Annotated in this window: 14 protein-coding genes; 3 read left to right on the forward strand and 11 right to left on the reverse strand. The window is 71.0% G+C overall.

Annotation, left to right across the window (positions count from 1 at the left end; genetic code table 11):
• The first annotated feature begins 156 nt into the window (after window positions 1-156).
• Window positions 157-1,182 (forward strand): tryptophan--tRNA ligase, encoded by a 1,026-nt coding sequence (trpS, locus tag ACWEOZ_RS11200; protein ID WP_451910594.1) that lies wholly within the window; start codon window positions 157-159, stop codon window positions 1,180-1,182.
• On the opposite strand, the gene ACWEOZ_RS11205 is transcribed toward trpS, so the two are convergent.
• The 5 genes from ACWEOZ_RS11205 to ACWEOZ_RS11225 all read right to left on the reverse strand — a co-directional run bounded on the left by ACWEOZ_RS11205 (window position 1,176) and on the right by ACWEOZ_RS11225 (window position 6,403).
• On the reverse strand, window positions 1,176-2,774 hold the full coding sequence (locus ACWEOZ_RS11205; RefSeq protein ID WP_451910595.1) for an ABC transporter permease: 1,599 nt from the start codon (window positions 2,772-2,774) through the stop codon (window positions 1,176-1,178). The two genes, trpS and ACWEOZ_RS11205, sit on opposite strands and share 7 nt — an antisense overlap.
• A complete protein-coding gene (locus tag ACWEOZ_RS11210; RefSeq protein WP_451910596.1) occupies window positions 2,765-3,541 on the reverse strand; it encodes an ABC transporter ATP-binding protein in 777 nt (258 codons plus the stop codon). Before ACWEOZ_RS11210 ends, ACWEOZ_RS11205 begins: the two co-directional genes overlap by 10 nt.
• 90 nt (window positions 3,542-3,631) lie before the next feature.
• Window positions 3,632-4,264, reverse strand: a complete 633-nt coding sequence (locus ACWEOZ_RS11215) for a hypothetical protein (protein ID WP_451910597.1) — start codon at window positions 4,262-4,264, stop codon at window positions 3,632-3,634.
• Window positions 4,265-4,373: 109 nt separating this feature from the next.
• A complete protein-coding gene (locus tag ACWEOZ_RS11220; protein WP_451910598.1) occupies window positions 4,374-6,011 on the reverse strand; it encodes a sodium/solute symporter in 1,638 nt (545 codons plus the stop codon).
• Window positions 6,008-6,403 carry a hypothetical protein gene (locus ACWEOZ_RS11225; protein WP_360546489.1) on the reverse strand — a complete coding sequence of 132 codons (396 nt, stop codon included), beginning with the start codon at window positions 6,401-6,403 and terminating at the stop codon, window positions 6,008-6,010. The genes ACWEOZ_RS11220 and ACWEOZ_RS11225 overlap by 4 nt, the downstream gene beginning before the upstream one ends.
• Window positions 6,404-7,462: 1,059 nt before the next feature.
• Here ACWEOZ_RS11225 and ACWEOZ_RS11230 point away from each other — a divergent pair.
• The gene (locus tag ACWEOZ_RS11230) at window positions 7,463-7,756 is read left to right on the forward strand and encodes a hypothetical protein (RefSeq protein ID WP_451910599.1); all 294 of its coding nucleotides are present in this window, start codon (window positions 7,463-7,465) and stop codon (window positions 7,754-7,756) included.
• A 36-nt stretch (window positions 7,757-7,792) separates the two neighbouring features.
• Window positions 7,793-8,245: a hypothetical protein gene (locus tag ACWEOZ_RS11235; protein WP_451910600.1), complete on the forward strand. Its 453-nt coding sequence runs from the start codon at window positions 7,793-7,795 to the stop codon at window positions 8,243-8,245.
• Window positions 8,246-8,313: 68 nt separating this feature from the next.
• On the opposite strand, the gene ACWEOZ_RS11240 is transcribed toward ACWEOZ_RS11235, so the two are convergent.
• The 6 genes from ACWEOZ_RS11240 to ACWEOZ_RS11265 all read right to left on the reverse strand — a co-directional run bounded on the left by ACWEOZ_RS11240 (window position 8,314) and on the right by ACWEOZ_RS11265 (window position 15,753).
• Window positions 8,314-9,861: a DUF4153 domain-containing protein gene (locus tag ACWEOZ_RS11240; RefSeq protein ID WP_451910601.1), complete on the reverse strand. Its 1,548-nt coding sequence runs from the start codon at window positions 9,859-9,861 to the stop codon at window positions 8,314-8,316.
• A 330-nt stretch (window positions 9,862-10,191) separates the two neighbouring features.
• Window positions 10,192-11,343 carry a sensor histidine kinase gene (locus ACWEOZ_RS11245; protein ID WP_451910602.1) on the reverse strand — a complete coding sequence of 384 codons (1,152 nt, stop codon included), beginning with the start codon at window positions 11,341-11,343 and terminating at the stop codon, window positions 10,192-10,194.
• Window positions 11,340-12,035 (reverse strand): response regulator transcription factor, encoded by a 696-nt coding sequence (locus tag ACWEOZ_RS11250; protein ID WP_451910603.1) that lies wholly within the window; start codon window positions 12,033-12,035, stop codon window positions 11,340-11,342. Before ACWEOZ_RS11250 ends, ACWEOZ_RS11245 begins: the two co-directional genes overlap by 4 nt.
• A gap of 224 nt (window positions 12,036-12,259) precedes the next feature.
• Window positions 12,260-13,003, reverse strand: a complete 744-nt coding sequence (locus tag ACWEOZ_RS11255) for a LytR/AlgR family response regulator transcription factor (protein ID WP_451910604.1) — start codon at window positions 13,001-13,003, stop codon at window positions 12,260-12,262.
• Entirely contained in the window at window positions 13,000-14,211 is a 1,212-nt protein-coding gene (locus tag ACWEOZ_RS11260; RefSeq protein WP_433723206.1) for a histidine kinase, read from the reverse strand. The genes ACWEOZ_RS11255 and ACWEOZ_RS11260 overlap by 4 nt, the downstream gene beginning before the upstream one ends.
• Before the next feature lie 45 nt (window positions 14,212-14,256).
• The gene (locus tag ACWEOZ_RS11265; protein WP_451910768.1) at window positions 14,257-15,753 is read right to left on the reverse strand and encodes a sugar transferase; all 1,497 of its coding nucleotides are present in this window, start codon (window positions 15,751-15,753) and stop codon (window positions 14,257-14,259) included.
• Window positions 15,754-15,807 lie beyond the last annotated feature (54 nt).

The raw sequence follows: 15,807 nt of genomic DNA on the forward strand, positions 1-15,807 counted from the left end.
CCGCCCGCGGCGGTAATATCGGTCGCGTGAACACCGCGTGCCCGCAGAGCTGGCGCCCGTCCTAGCGACGGCTGCCACTTCCGCACGCGCGGGCCGTCCCATCGGACGGCCCGTTCTGTGTTTCCCGGGTCGTCCACGACCTCCCAGGAGACAGAGATGACCATCCAGACACTGAGCCTCGAGGACCGGATCGCCGCGCGCCCCGGCGACTTCCGCGTGCTGACCGGTGACCGGCCCACCGGGCCGCTGCACCTCGGCCACTACTTCGGCACCCTGCGCAACCGGGTCCGCCTCCAGCGCAGCGGCGTCGACCTGGTTGTGGTGGTCGCCGACTACCAGGTGCTGACTGACCGCGACGTGGCTGAACGGCTCGTGCCCACGGTCGAGGGGCTGATCCTCGACTACCTGGCCGCCGGGCTCGACCCGGACCGGGCGACGATCTTCACGCACAGCGCGGTGCCGGCCCTCAACCAGCTCGTCCTGCCGTTCCTCAGCCTGGTCAGCGTGCCCGAGCTGCAACGCAACCCGACCGTCAAGGACGAGATCGCGCACTCCCGCCAGAGCTCGGTCAGCGGGCTGATGTTCACCTACCCGGTGCATCAAGCCGCCGACATTCTGTTCTGCAAGGGCAATCTGGTGCCGGTCGGCCAGGATCAGCTGCCGCACGTCGAGGTCACCCGGACGGTGGCCCGGCGGTTCAACGAGCGCTACGGGCCGGTCTTCCCGGTGCCCGAGGCGCTGCTGGGCGCCGCGCCGCTGCTGCTGGGCACCGACGGGACGAAGATGAGCAAGAGCCGCGGCAACGCGATCGCCCTGTCCGCCACCGCGGACGAGACCGCCCGGCTGATCCGCGGCGCCAAGACCGACGCCGACCGGCACATCACCTTCGACCCGCAGGCGCGGCCGGAGGTGTCCGGGCTCGTGCAGCTCGCCGCGCTGTGTCTGGAACAGGACCCGCACGAGGTGGCCGCGACGATCGGTGCCGCCGGGGCCGCCGCCCTGAAACGGATGGTCACCGAGGCGGTCAACGAGTTCCTGGCGCCGATGCGGGCGCGGCGGGCCGCGTACGCGCAGGAACCGGGACTGGTGCGGGACGTGCTGCGGGCCGGCAACGCGCGGGCCAACGCCGTCGCGGACCAGACCCTGCAAGAGGTACGGGAGGCGATGGGCACCCTCTACTGACGTGCGGTCACCGTGGCCAGCAGCTCGGGCATCCGCCTGTCCAGCATCGGACCGGCCAGGTGGAGCCCGAGCAGCAGGGCGCCGCCGCCGTAGACCAGGCCCAGCGGCAGGCCGACCCACAGCCAGACGTCATGGGCCAGGAATGCGACGAGCTGCATCGGCACGGTGATCAGCGCCGCGCCGAACAGGGCCGCGAAGGTCAGCAGGCCCTTGGCCATGCCGCCGCCCGAGGACAGGGCGAACGGGTTGGCCGTGTCGGGCAGGGCGTAGGCGACCCGGACCGAGATCGGCAGGACCAGGGCGAGGCCGACGCCGTACGCCGCGGCCAGCATGCCGACCAGGGCGGGGATCGTCTCCGGGCGACCCACGGCGACGCCCACGACGATGGCGATCACCAGCAGCGACGGGACCACGTACACGGAGAAGCCGGCGACCCGCGAGGTCAGCTCGAGCCGACCGGGGACGCCGGCCACGACGTTGGCCGCGTAGGCACTGCCCTCGAAGCCGAACTGGTTGGCCAGGCTCACCGCGGCCAGCGCGCCGACGAAGATCAGCATGCCGGTCGGGGCGCCGGCGGTGCCGCTGCTCACGCCGATGAAGACGGGCAGGAAGATGCCCACCACGCTGAAGGTGATGAGGCTGGCCCGCCGCCGCGTCTCGCGCCACCAGTACCGCATCTCGCGGGCGGTCAGCGCGCCGAACCGGGTGCGGGGCAGCCAGGCCGGCACGAGCTGGGCGACCGGCTTGCGCGCCGAAGCCACCCGCTCCCGGCGGGCGGACCGGCCGACCGAGCCGAGCATCGCGCGTTCGAGGGTCGCCGACCACCACCACAGCAACAGGCCGATCGTGGCCAGGACCAGAACAAGCTTCACCGGTACGGCCCACAGCCGGCCCGCGGCAACGTCCAGGCCCATGCTGTACGGCGCCCCGAACGGGGTCCAGGCGACGACGTCGGCCACCCGGGCGATGCCGGTCCAGTCGGCGTTCTCGGCCCCGGCGAGCGCGGCCAGTTGCAGCGGCCCGAGCAGCGCGGCGACACAGGCGAGCAGCACGGTGGCCAGATCGCGGGCCCGCCGCGACCGCAGCGCCGTCGCGAAGGCACTGGTCAGCGACCGGCTGATCGCCGCGCAGAGCAGGATGCCGGTCACCACGCCGACGAACTGGACGAGGCCGGCACCCGGGCCGCCGAGCCGCGCCGCCGAGTCGACCATGCCCAGCGTCCCGATGAACGTGGCCAGCGCGGGCACCCCGGCCAGCGACGCGACGAACAGGCCGCGGATCAGCGTGCGCCGGGGCAACGGCAGCAGCGCGAAGCGGGCCGGATCGAGTGACTCGTCCACGCCGAAGAAGACCAGGGGCAGGAACAGCCAGCCCAGCACGAGCAGACCGCCGGCCAGCGGCAGGGCCACCTCGGCGGCCCGCTGCTCACCGAGCAGGCCGGGCAGGCTGAACAGGGCGTATCCGCCGACCGCGGCGCACGCGGCGAGGACCGCCCCGAGCACGAACAGGGCCACCCGCCAGGTCTGACCCCGCAGGCCGTTCGCGGTGATGCGCAGCTTCAGCTTGACGAAGTGCCGGACGCCTACAGCCACGCGAGTTCCGACCCGGTCGCTGTCCGGCCGCCGACGACCTCGACGAAGACGTCCTCCAGCGAGCGCTCCCCGCGGACCTCCGCGAGCGTGCCACCCAGCCGGATCGTGCCGTCGGCGAGGATCGCGACGTGGCTGCACAGCCGCTCGACCACGGCCATGACGTGACTGGAGAAGACGACCGTGCCGCCGCCGGAGACATAACGCTGCAGGATGTCGCGGATCAGCGCGGCGGACACCGGGTCGACCGCCTCGAACGGCTCGTCCAGCACCAGCAGCCGGGGCGCGTGCAACATGGCACAGGCCAGGCCGATCTTCTTCTTCATGCCCGCGGAGTAGTCGACGACCAGGGTGCGGTTGTCCGCGCCCAGAGCCAGGACGTCCAGCAGCTCGGCAGAGCGCTGATCGACGACGTCGGCGTCCATCCCGCGCAACAGGCCGTGGTACGCCAGCAACTCGGTGCCGGTGAGCCGGTCGAAGAGGCGTACGCCGTCGGGCAGCACGCCGATCCGGGCCTTCGCCGCGGCTGGGTCGGCCCACACGTCGTACCCCAGGATCCGGGCCTGGCCCGCGTCGGGCCGCAGCAGGCCGACGGCCATCGACAGGGTGGTGGTCTTGCCGGCGCCGTTCGGGCCGAGCAGACCGAAGAACGAGCCGGCCGGCACGTCGAGATCGATGCCCGCCACCGCCAGCTTGGTGTCGAACCGCTTGACGAGACCACGCAGCGCGAGCGCCGGATCCGGGCTCAGGCGCTGGTGGGGGACCGTCATGCCCCCGAACCTAACGGTTGGTCAGCGGCCCGGGCCACCCCTGCGGATGGTCCGGGCCACTTGTCACACCTGGAAAGGGTGGACCCCCGTTCATCCCACCCGTTCGATCACAGCGCGCCGGATGAGGAACTTGCCCGCCTCGCGGACCTCCTCGAAGGCGGCGTTGTTGAGCAGCACGCAACTGCCCGACGGGGTCGCCACCTTGACGGTGATGCTCTTGTTGTTGTCGAGGTTCGTCACCTTGAGCGTGGTGCCGATCGGGAACGTACCGCTGGACGCCGCCGGTGCGCCGCCCTCACCGGACAGGGTCACGGTCGAGCCCTTGCAGACGACGTCGCCGGTGGCTGCCCCGCCGGCCGGCGCCTTGGTCGGGGCGGCCTTGGTGGGGGCCTGGGCCGGGGCCTTCGTCGGCGGCTTGGTGGCCGCCCTCGTCGGTGCGGCCTGCACGTTGCCGGTGCAGCCGGCGGTCGCGCGGCGCTGGTTGATCAGGTCGACGACGGCCTGCCGGTTGGCGATGCGCGCGTCCGAGAGGGCGTCCGGGTTGGCCCGCTGACCGGCGATGAAGTCCAGGTTGTTGCGCAGGGCGCCGTCCAGGCCCGCGCAGTTCTCGCCCGCGCTGCTCATGCCGGTGCTCACCGCGAACGCCCCGCCGGCCAGTGTCGCGGCCGCCACGCCGATCAGCAGTTTCCGGGCCCGGCCGCTCATCCTGTTCCTGCGGTACATGCAGCGCTCCTCCGCGTTCGTCCGGCTGCCCCGTTGCAGCATCGTTAGCTACGGGGCGGGCACCGCGAAGAGTTCAGACAGGTTTCTTAAATATTGTTAAGGGTCATCCTCAGAGACGCAGCGACTCCGGGGCGTGCAACCGCAGCATGGTCGCCCCGATGTCGGCCGGCACCCGGCGTTTGCTCACCAGCGAACCGACCACCATGACCAGGAACGCCAACGGCACGGTCCAGGCCGCGGGCTGCTCGATCAGCTGCGCCGGCCAGCCGGACAGCGGCGGCCCGAGCACCGTGATCAGCACCGCGGCCATCGCGGCGCCGCCGCCGGCCAGGATCCCCGCCACCGCGCCGACGTCGGTGAGCCCCCGCCACCAGATGCCGAGCACCAGCAGCGGGCAGAAACTCGACGCGGCCACGGCGAAGGCCAGCCCGACCACGCGCGAGACATCCATGTTGGCGACGTAGATCGACAGTGCCATCGGCACGATGGCGGCGAGCACGGTGGCCAGCCGGAAGTCCCGCACGGAACCACCCCGGTCGGCGTGCAGGATGTCGGTGAAGACCACCCCGGCGACGCTGGTGAGCAGGCCCGACGAGGTGGACAGGAACGCAGCCAGGGCGCCGGCGGTGACCAGGGCGCCGAGGAACTGGCCCAGGTGTCCGCCGCCGAGCGCCGCCTCGGGCAGGAGCAGCACCACGGCGTCGGTGCGGCCGGTCATCAGCAGCTGCGGGGTGTAGATCCGGCCGAGGACGCCGTACAGGGTGGGCAGCAGGTAGAAGCAGCCGACCAGGGCGAGCACCACCAGGGTCGTGCGCCGGGCCGAAGCGCCGTCGGGGTTGGTGTAGAAGCGGACCAGCACGTGCGGCAGACCCATCGTCCCCAGGAAGGTGGCCAGGATCAGCGAATAGGTGCCGAACAGCGTGGTGTCACCGCCGGGCAGCAGCCAGCCGGCGCCGCGGTTGTCGTCGACGGAGCTGACCTCGGGCACGGCCTCACCGGCGGCGAAGGTGCGCTCCTCGCCCTCGGCGACCCGGCTCTGCGAGCCGTCGGGCAGCCTGAGGGTCGCCGCTTCGGTGAAGGTCACGGTCGTGGTCGCCGCGAACGTCGGGCCGGCCGGGGGCGTCACGGCCGGGCGCCCGTCCGACTGCCACTGCATGACCAGGAAGATCACCGGTACGGCCAGAGCGGTCAGCTTCAACCAGTACTGGAACGCCTGCACGAAGGTGATCGCCCGCATCCCGCCCAGCGCCACGTTGGCGGTGACGACGAGACCGACGAGCAGCGCACCCCACTCGTACCGGCCGCCGGTGACCGTGGTGAACGTCAGGCCGGCGCCCTGCAGCTGCGGCACCAGGTAGAGACAGCCGATGAAGACGACGAAGACGGTGGCGAGCCGGCGCAGCACCGGCGACCGCAGCCGCACCTGGCAGAAGTCGGGCAGGGTGAACGCACCTGATCGGCGCAGCGGGGCGGCGACGAACAGCAGCAGGGCGAGATAGCCGGCCGCGAACCCGACGGGATACCAGAGCACGTCGACGCCGTAGCGCAGCACCAGGCCGGCGACGCCGAGGAAGGACGCCGCGGACAGGTATTCGCCACTGATCGCGGCGGCGTTCCAGCTGGGGCTGACCGAGCGGGAGGCGACCAGGAAGTCGGAGGTGGTGCGGGCGAAACGCAGCCCGTACGCGCCGATCCCGACCGTGATGCCCACGACCAGGAGCAGCCCCGGGACGACGTACGGGTTCACCCTTCCGGCCTGTTGATGACGGCGGTGAAGTCCTGCTCGTTGCGTTCGGCCCAGCGCACGTAGGCCCAGCCGACCCCGATCAGGAACGGGAAGGAGAGCAGGCCCAGCAGCAGCCAGGGCAGGTTGACGCCGAGCAGTTTGGCCCGGCCGACCGCGGGCGCCACGGCGAACAGCAGCGGCAGCGCGCCGAGGCCGGTCACCACGACCAGCGAGAGTCGCAGGGCGAGCGCCAGCTGGGCCCGTACCAGCCCCTTGACCAGGGCCTCGCCGACCGGCGTCTGCTCGGCGAGGTCGGCCCGCGCGGGGTCGGGCGCGGGCCGGCGCGCGGCTGCCTCGCCGAGGACGACGCGGGTACGCCGTACCTTGGTGCCGTCGGTCGGGTCGCCGTCCATGCCCGGCAGTCTTGCCGCCGCCGCGCCGATGTCAAGGTTGTCCTCAGCGCGGCGAGTTCCGGGCGCGCCGAGGACCGAACGGCATTGGTCGGCCACCGGCGCAGCGTCCGGCTCGCGTGGATCTCACCCCAAGAAGCGCAACCGCTCCCGAGAACCGTCCGGGTGGAGCACTTGAAGTGATCCATTGCCCTGATCGGTCAACTCAAGGAACGCTTGGTAAACCATCACCGCACGGTTCAAGACGTCTGTCTTGGAATCGCCCGTTTCGGAGGCAACTCTTTCTAAAGCTGCCATTGCGCGAGGTGTGAAGTTGGCAGTGACCCGTGTCAAAGAGCCACCCGTTGAGGCTTCAGCCTGGCCAGGGCCCGATGGCGGGCCACTTCGGTTCCGCCGAGGACGGGCTGCCGCGGTGTCCGCTTCGTCGTCCACGCTGCCTCCCTGTGTCTCTTCGGGCACGTTGTGTAGCAAACTCATCTCGCCTACTCCTTTGTTGCCGAAGTGAGTGGGCAATGGGTCGGCGTCCGGTGGCATCGGGCGTCGGCCCTTCCATTACCCAGAGTCACGCGTTTGGTGCATGGCTGTAATCGTGCCACACCAGGTGATCCTTTGGTAATCCTGCGGTCACTAAGTGCTGCACGAGACACCCCCTGGATCGGTCCATCTGTACATACGTCGTGGACGCGTGCGGCGCTCACGTTAGCGGCAAGACGCTCAAGTTGACCATGCATCAGGGGAGTTTTGGCTGCTAGCACGCTGGGTCCAGTTCGCTGGTCCAAGTTTGTGTCGTACCCCCATGTCAGAGTTGGCGGCGTGTTCGCATAGGTCGCAACGGGCGCGGGGGCGCGCGGCGCGAGCATATCGTTACCGGTGGGTACGCGTTTCAGTCATACGAATCGCATCAGACGTGCGCCCGTCTATGTCACTTTGTGTGTATGCTGTGCCTCGATGACCTTCATCGGGTGCCTCCTGCCTGACTGAAGACAGCAGTCCGTAGTTAACCGGCACGAAGGGCAGTCGATGGCGATCAGCGGTAGCGGTGAGCCCGAGGCAGGGCGAGAGATGGACCTGTCCCGCGAAGCTCCCTCTCCGGCTCTTCGGGAGGAATTCCTTGAGCGGCTCCATATCGAGGCCGGCACCGGCGATGTAACCGGTCGGATCTCGTTGGGCGTCAAGGGCAGCCTGCTGCCGGTGGCGAATCTGCTGGTCAGCACCGTCTGCACAATCGGTGGGGTCTTCTGCGCATGGGCGCTCTTTCATCTGGAAGGAACCCACCCCGTCATCACGCTGAGCGCTGCCGCTGCGGTTGGGTTCCTGGTATGGCGTGCCTGCTGTGCCTTCCTTCGTCATCGATAGCCAACGCATCAACCGAGACAGAGACGGAGATCTCTCATGTCGCAGATCCTCAAGTGGTCCCTCCGCGAGTCCCCCGCGGGGATGCGGGGAAATTCCGACACGACTCATCGCCCCAAGCACGCCGCGCGAGGCGGCTACACATGGCTGCACCGGGCGCGGCAACTGACGCTGGCCGACGAGATCCTTGCCGCCGCTCGGGAGCTTTTCGACAGCGTTGACGAACTGCACTACTGCCACGACTGGCCTTACGAGCCAGCCGAGCAGCGCGCGTTTGACGCCGTCCACCAAGCTCGCAAGGCCATCAGCCGGGGAGGCGAAATGACCGAGGCGCAACTCCTGCACGCCCTCCTGCCGGTAACGCACGAGTGGTGGCCGGAGTTGTCGCCGCTGGTGGCCGACGCCAGAGCGGCTGTCGAGCGGATCCGCTGCGCTGCCGCTGATGCGAAGTATGGGCCTGGCCATCAGGCCGTCGGATCGGCTGCCGCGTAAGGCTGGCAGCAGCCCACCGAGGCCGCTGCACACCGATGTCATGAACGAACCAGGCTTGAGCTCCAGTCTCAGTACGAGGGGTAGTCGCCCGGGCAACTCCTCGGTGCCGGCGCCGGCCGGTGGGCCAGCAGGTCCCGGGCCTGCTGCCGGCCCAGATTCCAGCCGCGCCAGTCGTCCTCGTTCTGCTCGAGGTCGGCGGCGATCGGGGCCAGCACGCAGTTCCGGTTGGTGCCGGTCAGCCGGTCCAGGGCCGGGACGGCGTCGGCGGAAAGGTTCGACAGGTAGCGGGTGTCGATGCGGTCGGTCTGCTCGTACCGGGTGACGTTGTGGTCGGCGATCAGCCGGTCCGGGTTGGCGCCGGCCAGGCCGAGCAGCGCCAGCACCCCGGCGGCGACCACGGCCCGGGGCAGCCACCGCGCGGTGAGCCGGATGCCCGCGATCAGGATGAGCACGAAGACCAGGCCGAGCCACACCTCGCAGAGCGAGACGAGCAGGCGCAGCCGGGTCAGGCCGTACGTGTCGGCATAGAGGTCCATGCGATGCGTGGCCGAGGCGACCACGACCAGGGTGAGCAGGGAGAGAGCGCCGAGGATCACGCGGATCAGGACGTGGTCGGTGCCGGTGTCCCGCGGAGCCCAGCGGGCCGCCCCGGCGAGAACCACGAGCGTCAGGCCGGTGACGACCAGCAGCTGCCAGAAGCCGCCGCGGGCGTACTCGGCGTAGGTCAGGCCGTCGGTGTCCAGAACATGCTTCGACCCTCCGAACAGGACGGTCAGCTGCACGGCGACGAACATGGCGAACAGCAGCACCAGCAACGTCAACGGCACTGCCCACTCGAGCCGGGCGACCCGGCGACCACCGGGCCGCTCCAGCCCGTCGAGATCCGGCGGCGCGGCCCGCAGATACGCGGCGCCGCCGAGCGCGAACGCTGTGACGGCGAAGACGAAGACCCAGCGGAAAACGGTGACACCGTTGATGTCGGGCATCGCCCGGCCGACCAGATCGGCGAAAGCGGCATCGGCCGAGGCGAACAAGGACCCGAAGACGACAAGAAGGGCGACCGAGACGGAAACCGTGGCGGCGACCCGTAGACCCTTGCCGCCACCCTTCGTACGCGCGGCGGCGAGCCCGCGCCGGACCCAGGGAAGAGCGCGGAAGCTCGCGAGAGGAGCCATGAGCACGGCGACGACCATGGCCCGCAAGGATCGCCCACCGGCCACGGCCAGGGCGCCGGTGACCACGGCGGTGCACAGGCAGAGGAAGAAGAGCCAGCCCGCGGCCCGGAACGTGCCGACCGCGAGCAGGGCGACGGTGGCTGCTGACCAGAAGAAGCGGTCGTTGCTGAGGGCTCGGGGGCCGCGGCGGACGAGCGGGGCGGGGCCGGTGGTTCTGGGCTCGGGATCGGGCACGACGCGGGCGATGACGAGGGCGGCGACGCCGGCGATGGCGGTGACGAACCAGCCCACGCCGGCGCGGTCGAGAGGGACGCTGAGGGCGGCCACCGCGGCGGCGGCCAGGAGGGCGACGATGGTTGCGCGGGAGGCCGGACGGGTGGGGCCGGGCCAGCGTTTGCCGAACAGGGATACGTCGGCCCATGGTCCGTGCAGTTGAGCCACCGGCAGCGCGGCCGGGTGGGCAGGTTGTGGGTGACTTTTCTGGGCGGTCGCCGGGGCAGGGCGGCTTGCGGGGGCGCCGGGTTGGTCGGCGGTCTGTGCCCGGATCCATTCGGGGGTGGCCACCCGCTTCGTCTGAGCCACGCCTGGTGCGGCTGCCGGGCCGGGTCCGGTCGGCGAAGCCGAGGCGGCGTCGCTCGGCCCGGCCGAAGAAGCAGTGGCCTGGTCACCCGCTGAGTGATCAGGTGCGCCGGCCGGATCGTTCTCAGGCGTCGGGGCTTGGTTTTCGGACACGGTGAAGTCCCCCTTCAGGAGGGTGAGAGCCGAACTGCGTCAGGAGAGCGAAGGACGGACCGGCTGCAAGGGCAGAGTCACGTGGATCAGGCAGCCCGGCCGCTGCGCCTGCACGGTCGTCCCCGGTGGGTTGGCGGTCGGGGGCCGGGCCGGGTCGACGACGGCGATCGTTCCGCCGTGGAGCTGGACCACCCAGTGGGCGATGGCCAGGCCCAGCCCCGTGCCGCCGTCCTTGGCCCGTTCGCCTCGGGTGAAGCGTTCGAAGACCCGGTCGCGGTCGGCCGGGAGGATGCCTTCGCCCTCGTCCGCCACCGCCACCACGACGTGGTCGTCGTGGCGTTCGGCCCGGACGGTGACCGTGCCGCCCAGCGGGCTGTGCCGGGCCGCGTTGTCGAGCAGGTTGGCGAAGACCTGGTGCAGGCGTTCGCGGTCGCCTTCTATGCGCAGGGCCGGGGCTGCGACCACGAACTGGACGTCGTGGCCGGCGCCGTCCGCGTTCACGATTGCTTCGCGGATCACGTCGTTCAGGAAGCTCCGGACGTCGATCGGCGCGCTGGCCAGCGGGACGACGCCGGCATCCAGGCGGGACAGATCGAGCAGCTCGGTCACCAGGCGGCCCAGGCGTTCGGTCTGGGTCAGGGCGGTGCGCATGGTTTCCGGCTCGGCGTCGGAGACGCCGTCGACGATGTTCTCCAGGAGGCCGCGCAGGGCGGTGATCGGGGTGCGGAGTTCGTGCGAGACGTTGGCGATCAGCTCGCGGCGTTGCCTGTCCGCCGCGGCCAGGTCCGCGGCCATCTGGTTGAACGCTGTGGCCAGCTCGCCGATCTCGTCACGGGACGTGGCGCGGACCCGGCGGGTGTAGTCGCCGCGGGCCATCGCCCGGGCCGCGTCGGTCATCTCCCGCAGCGGGACCGTGGTGCCGTGCGCCGCCACCTGCAAGGTGACCAGCCCCAGGGCGACCGCGATCGCGAACCAGGACAGCTCCACGCGCATGAAGTCGAGGCTCCACCAGAAGATCAGCAGGCCGACGCCCCCGGCCAGGCCGAGCGCCACCGACAGCTTCGCCTTGATCGAGCGGACCGGGTCGAGCGGGCGGGGCAGCAGGCCGAGCGCTGGGGCCAGCCAGCCGAGGGCCAGGCTCAGCGGCAGCGACACCCAGCGCAGCAGGCGGCTGAGCACCCGGGAGTTCATCGTTCGACTTCCAGGGCGTACCCGACGCCGTGGACCGTGCGGATCAGGTCGGCGCCCAGCTTGCGGCGCAGGCCCTTGATGTGGCTGTCGACCGTGCGGGTGCCCGAGGCATCGGCCCAGCCCCACACGTCGGCGAGCAGCCGCTCCCGCGGCAGCACCGTGCGGGGCCGACCGGCCAGGTGCACGAGCAGGTCGAACTCCGTGGGGGTCAGCTTGGCCTCGACGCCGGCCCGCTGGACGCGGCGCTCGGCCAGGTTGATCTCCAGGTCGCCGAAGCGCAGCAGCTGCGACTCCGCCGGGGTGGGGTCGCTCGGGGCGGTGCTGCGGTCGGCCCGGCGGAGCAGGGCGTGCACCCGGGCGGTGAGCTCGCGCATCGAGAACGGCTTGGTGAGGTAGTCGTCCGCGCCGACCGCCAGGCCGACCAGCAGGTCGGTCTCGTCGTCGCGGGCTGTGAGCATGAGGACCGGTACGCCGCGTTCGGCCTGGATGCGCCGGCACACCTCGAGACCGTCGAAGCCGGGCAGCATGACGTCGAGGACGATCGCGTCCGGCCGGGTGCGCCGGGCGGCATCGACCGCGCTGGGGCCGTCGCCGGCGATGTCGACCGTGAAGCCCTCCGCGCGCAGCCGGGCCGCCACCGCCTCGGCGATGGTGCGTTCGTCCTCGACCACGAGGACCCTCTTTGCCGTCACAGCGCCCCCTCTGCTCCGCCCGCATCGTGCGTGGCCGGTGCAAGGCCGGCATGCCCCCGTGACTGCCGATCTGCCCCGCGCCGAGCAGCCTATTGACCAGTCGTGCAGGCGCGGGGGTGGCTTTGTGGATAACCTGTGAAGATGATCGGCCTGTGGATAACTCTGGGGATAACGCTGTGGGCTTGTGGATAACCCTGTGGATCCGATGGGGGTGAACGGGGGATTCAGCGGGTCCAGTCGTGTTTCGCGGCGCGGATGAGCTTGTCCTTCAGCTCCCGGGTGTGGCGCCGGCTCACCGGCAGCTCGGCGCCGTCTATCGCCACGACGTAACCCGACTGGGTCAGGCGCAGCTCCGCGACCAGGCGCAGCTGCACCAGGTACGAGCGGTGGATACGGACGAAACCGGCGTCCGCCCAGCGCTCGGCCAGCGTCGCCAGCGACACCCGGACCAGGTGGGACGCGTCGATCGTGTGCAGCCGGGCGTAGTCGCCCTGCGCCTCGACCCAGCGCACCGACGAGCGGGGCAGCATCCGGGTGGTCCCGGCCAGCTCGACCGGGATGCTGGGCTCGTCCTGCGGCTTCGCCGGGGTCGGCGGCGGGGTGGCGCGCAGCCCGGCGACGCGGCGCAGGGACTCGCCCAGCCGTTCGGAGCGCACCGGCTTGCGGACGTAGTCGGTCACACCCAGGTCGAACGCGTCCACCGCGCCGTCGTCGTACGCGGTCACGAACACGATCGCCGGTGGCCGGGCGAAGCGGTGCAGGATCCGGGCCAGCTCCATGCCGTCCAGCCCGGGCATCCGGATGTCCAGGAACACCGCGTCGACCTCGGTGTCCCGCAGGACCCGCAGCGCCTCGGTGGCGTCGCCGGCGCGGTGCACGAAGGCGACCCGGTCATCGGCGTTGAGCAGGTACGCGAGCTCGTCCAGGGCGGGCGGCTCATCATCCACGGCCAGCACGACGAGGCTCATGCCCGTACCCCGGGATGGAATTTCGGCACCCGCATGCTCACTTTCGTCCCCGCGCCCGGCGCGGTCTCCACCACCAGCCCGAAGTGGTCCCCGAACACCGAGCGCAACCGCTCGTCCACGTTCGAGAGCCCGACGTGCTGCCCGGCGTCGTCGTCGCGGGCGTTGACCGCCTCGGCGATGCCCGCCGCGAGCACCGCCGGGTCCATGCCGACCCCGTCGTCCTCGACCGTGATGTGGCATTCGGCACCCGCGTCCCGGGCCTCGATGCTCACCATACCGACGCCCGGCTTACGCGACAGTCCGTGCCGGACCGCGTTCTCCACCAGCGGTTGCAGGCACAGGAACGGCAGGCCGACCGGTAGCACCTCGGGCGCGATCTGCAGGCGGACCTGGAGGCGGTCGCCGAACCGGGCCCGTTCGATGGTCAGGTACCGGTCGATCGAGCGCAGTTCCTCGGCCAGGGTGGTGAAGTCGCCGTGCGCGCGGAACGAGTAGCGGGTGAACTCGGCGAACTCCAGGATCAGCTCGCGGGCGCGTTCCGGGTCGGTGCGCACGAACGATGCGATGGCGGTCAGCGCGTTGTAGATGAAGTGCGGGCTGATCTGGGCGCGCAGGGCGCGCACCTCGGCGCGGGCCAGCCGCTCGCGGGAGGAGTCCAGCTCGGCCAGGGCGAGCTGGGAGCTGGCCCAGCGCGCGGTCTCCATGGTGGCCTGGACCAGGCCGGGCGCGGGCTGATCGTCGGCCACGGCCACCAGAGCGGCCACGGCCTGCCCGTCCGCGCCGGTCAGTGGGGCGACGACCGCACCGCGCACCACGCAGTCCATCCGGTCGCAGGGCAGGTCGGCGCCGCCCAGCACGATCGACCGGTTGGCCCGGACGGCCCGGTCGGCCGCCGCGGTGAACTGGGCGCTGTGGTGCCCGCCGCGCCCGTCGAAGGCCAGGCACCGCTCGCCGTCGGCGACGGTGAGCCCGGGCGCGCCGACCAGGCGCCGCAGATGCCGTGCGGCCTTGGCGGCCGACGACGGGGTCAGGCCGGTACGCAGCGGCTCGGCGGCCAGGGAGGCGGTGTGCAGGACGTCGTACGTGGCTCGCTGTCCCGCCGTGGCGATTCCTCGCCGGGCCCGGAGCCGCAGCACGGCGACGACCGCACCGACCAGGGCGGCCAGCACGGCAAGAACCGCCAGCACACTGCCGACCTGACCAGCCACGCACGCATCCTGACCGGAAAGTTCCGGAAAAACCAGCTCAGGGAGTTAATACGCGCCCTTGCGCTTCAGCACTACCCAGATGGTCCGCCAGAGGATGCCCAAGTCGTACGTGAGCGACCAGTTGTCGACGTAGTAGAGGTCCAGCCGGACCGCCTCGTCCCAGGACAGGTCCGAGCGCCCCGACACCTGCCACAGGCCGGTGATGCCCGGGCGCACCAGCAGCCGGCGCCGCACGTCACCCAGGTAGTCGCCGTCGTCGGCGGGCAGCGGGCGCGGTCCGACCAGCGACATCTCGCCCTTGAGCACGTTGATCAGCTGGGGCAGCTCGTCCAGCGAGGTGGCCCGCAGCTTGCTCCCGAACCGGAAGATCCGGGGATCCTCCTTCATCTTGAAGAGCATGCCGTCGGCCTCGTTGAGCTCCTCCAGCGTGGCCTTGCGCTCCTCGGCGTCCACGTCCATGGTCCGGAACTTCCACACCCGGAAGGTGTGACCCTCGTGGCCGACCCGGGGCTGGCGGAAGAAGACCGGTCCGGGGCTGGCCATCTTGATGCCGATGGCGATCACGGCCAGGACCGGGCTGAGCAGGAGCAGGCCGAAGAAGGCGGCGACCCGGTCGAGCAGGTTCTTGGCCAGCCAGCCGGGGCCGGAGAGCGTCGGCTCCTCGACGTGCAGCAGCGGCAGGCCCTCGATCGGGCGGATGTGCACGCGCGGGCCGGCGATGTCGGTGAGCTGCGGGGCGACCACCAGGTCGACGCCGGTGCCCTCCAGGGCCCAGGCCAGCCGGCGCAGCTCGCCGGGCTCGGCGCTGGCCGAGCCGCAGACCGCGATCGTGTCCCCGCCGACCTCGCGGACCAGGGCGAGCACGTCACGGCCGGCGTAGACGGGCACGGGGGTCTCGATGCCTCTGGCCGCGGAGTAGCCGTCGGTGAGGTGGATGGCCACCGGGATGAGGCCGGCGGCGGGGCTGCGGGTGACGGCCGTGTAGACCTCGAGGGCCTCGGGCAGGGTGCCCATCAGGATCATCCGGTGCGCGCCGTGACCGGTGCGCCGCCGGGCCACGTGCAGCACCTGCCGGGCCGAGTAACGGCAGAACAGGATGAAGATCAGCGCGGCCACGCAGACGTAGGCCACCGTCACGCGGGAGAGCTGGGTGCGCGTGCCGAAGGCCAGCAGCGAGACCGCGGCCACGACCGTGATGGAGGAGCGGAAGACCCGTTTGAACTCTTCGCTGCCCAGCCCCAGGTAGCGGCGGTCGTAGCTGCCGTTGGCCCAGAGCGTGAAGATCCAGCCCAGCGGCAGCGCGACGAAGGCGACGAAGTAGAACACGTGCACCCGGTCGGAGAAGCCGGAGTCCGCCTTCTGGATGAAGGTGACGGCAAGGGCGCTGGCCAGGATCGCCGAGACGAAGTCCAGGACGATCAGGACCAACGTGTACGGCCGGTGCCAGCGCGACAGTCGGCGGTGGGAGCGGGTCCACGCGGATCTGGGTATGCCGTTGCTGGGTGGCGGCTCCTGCTGCCACTCGAAACTGTCGTACGGCATGCTGCTCCGGCTCTTGCTGGTTTCCGGGCGCTGGAGGCTTGTGGTCACCTCGCC

The organism is Actinoplanes sp. NPDC004185, assembly GCF_053603475.1.

What these genes read in the sequence shown, in the direction of transcription:
- trpS (WP_451910594.1), top strand. Translation starts at nt 157, where the DNA reads ATGACCATCCAGACACTGAGCCTCGAGGACCGGATCGCCGCGCGCCCC.
- ACWEOZ_RS11210 (WP_451910596.1), bottom strand. Translation starts at nt 3,541, where the DNA reads ATGACGGTCCCCCACCAGCGCCTGAGCCCGGATCCGGCGCTCGCGCTG.
- ACWEOZ_RS11215 (WP_451910597.1), bottom strand. Translation starts at nt 4,264, where the DNA reads ATGTACCGCAGGAACAGGATGAGCGGCCGGGCCCGGAAACTGCTGATC.
- ACWEOZ_RS11225 (WP_360546489.1), bottom strand. Translation starts at nt 6,403, where the DNA reads ATGGACGGCGACCCGACCGACGGCACCAAGGTACGGCGTACCCGCGTC.
- ACWEOZ_RS11230 (WP_451910599.1), top strand. Translation starts at nt 7,463, where the DNA reads ATGGACCTGTCCCGCGAAGCTCCCTCTCCGGCTCTTCGGGAGGAATTC.
- ACWEOZ_RS11235 (WP_451910600.1), top strand. Translation starts at nt 7,793, where the DNA reads ATGTCGCAGATCCTCAAGTGGTCCCTCCGCGAGTCCCCCGCGGGGATG.
- ACWEOZ_RS11245 (WP_451910602.1), bottom strand. Translation starts at nt 11,343, where the DNA reads ATGAACTCCCGGGTGCTCAGCCGCCTGCTGCGCTGGGTGTCGCTGCCG.
- ACWEOZ_RS11255 (WP_451910604.1), bottom strand. Translation starts at nt 13,003, where the DNA reads ATGAGCCTCGTCGTGCTGGCCGTGGATGATGAGCCGCCCGCCCTGGAC.
- ACWEOZ_RS11265 (WP_451910768.1), bottom strand. Translation starts at nt 15,753, where the DNA reads ATGCCGTACGACAGTTTCGAGTGGCAGCAGGAGCCGCCACCCAGCAAC.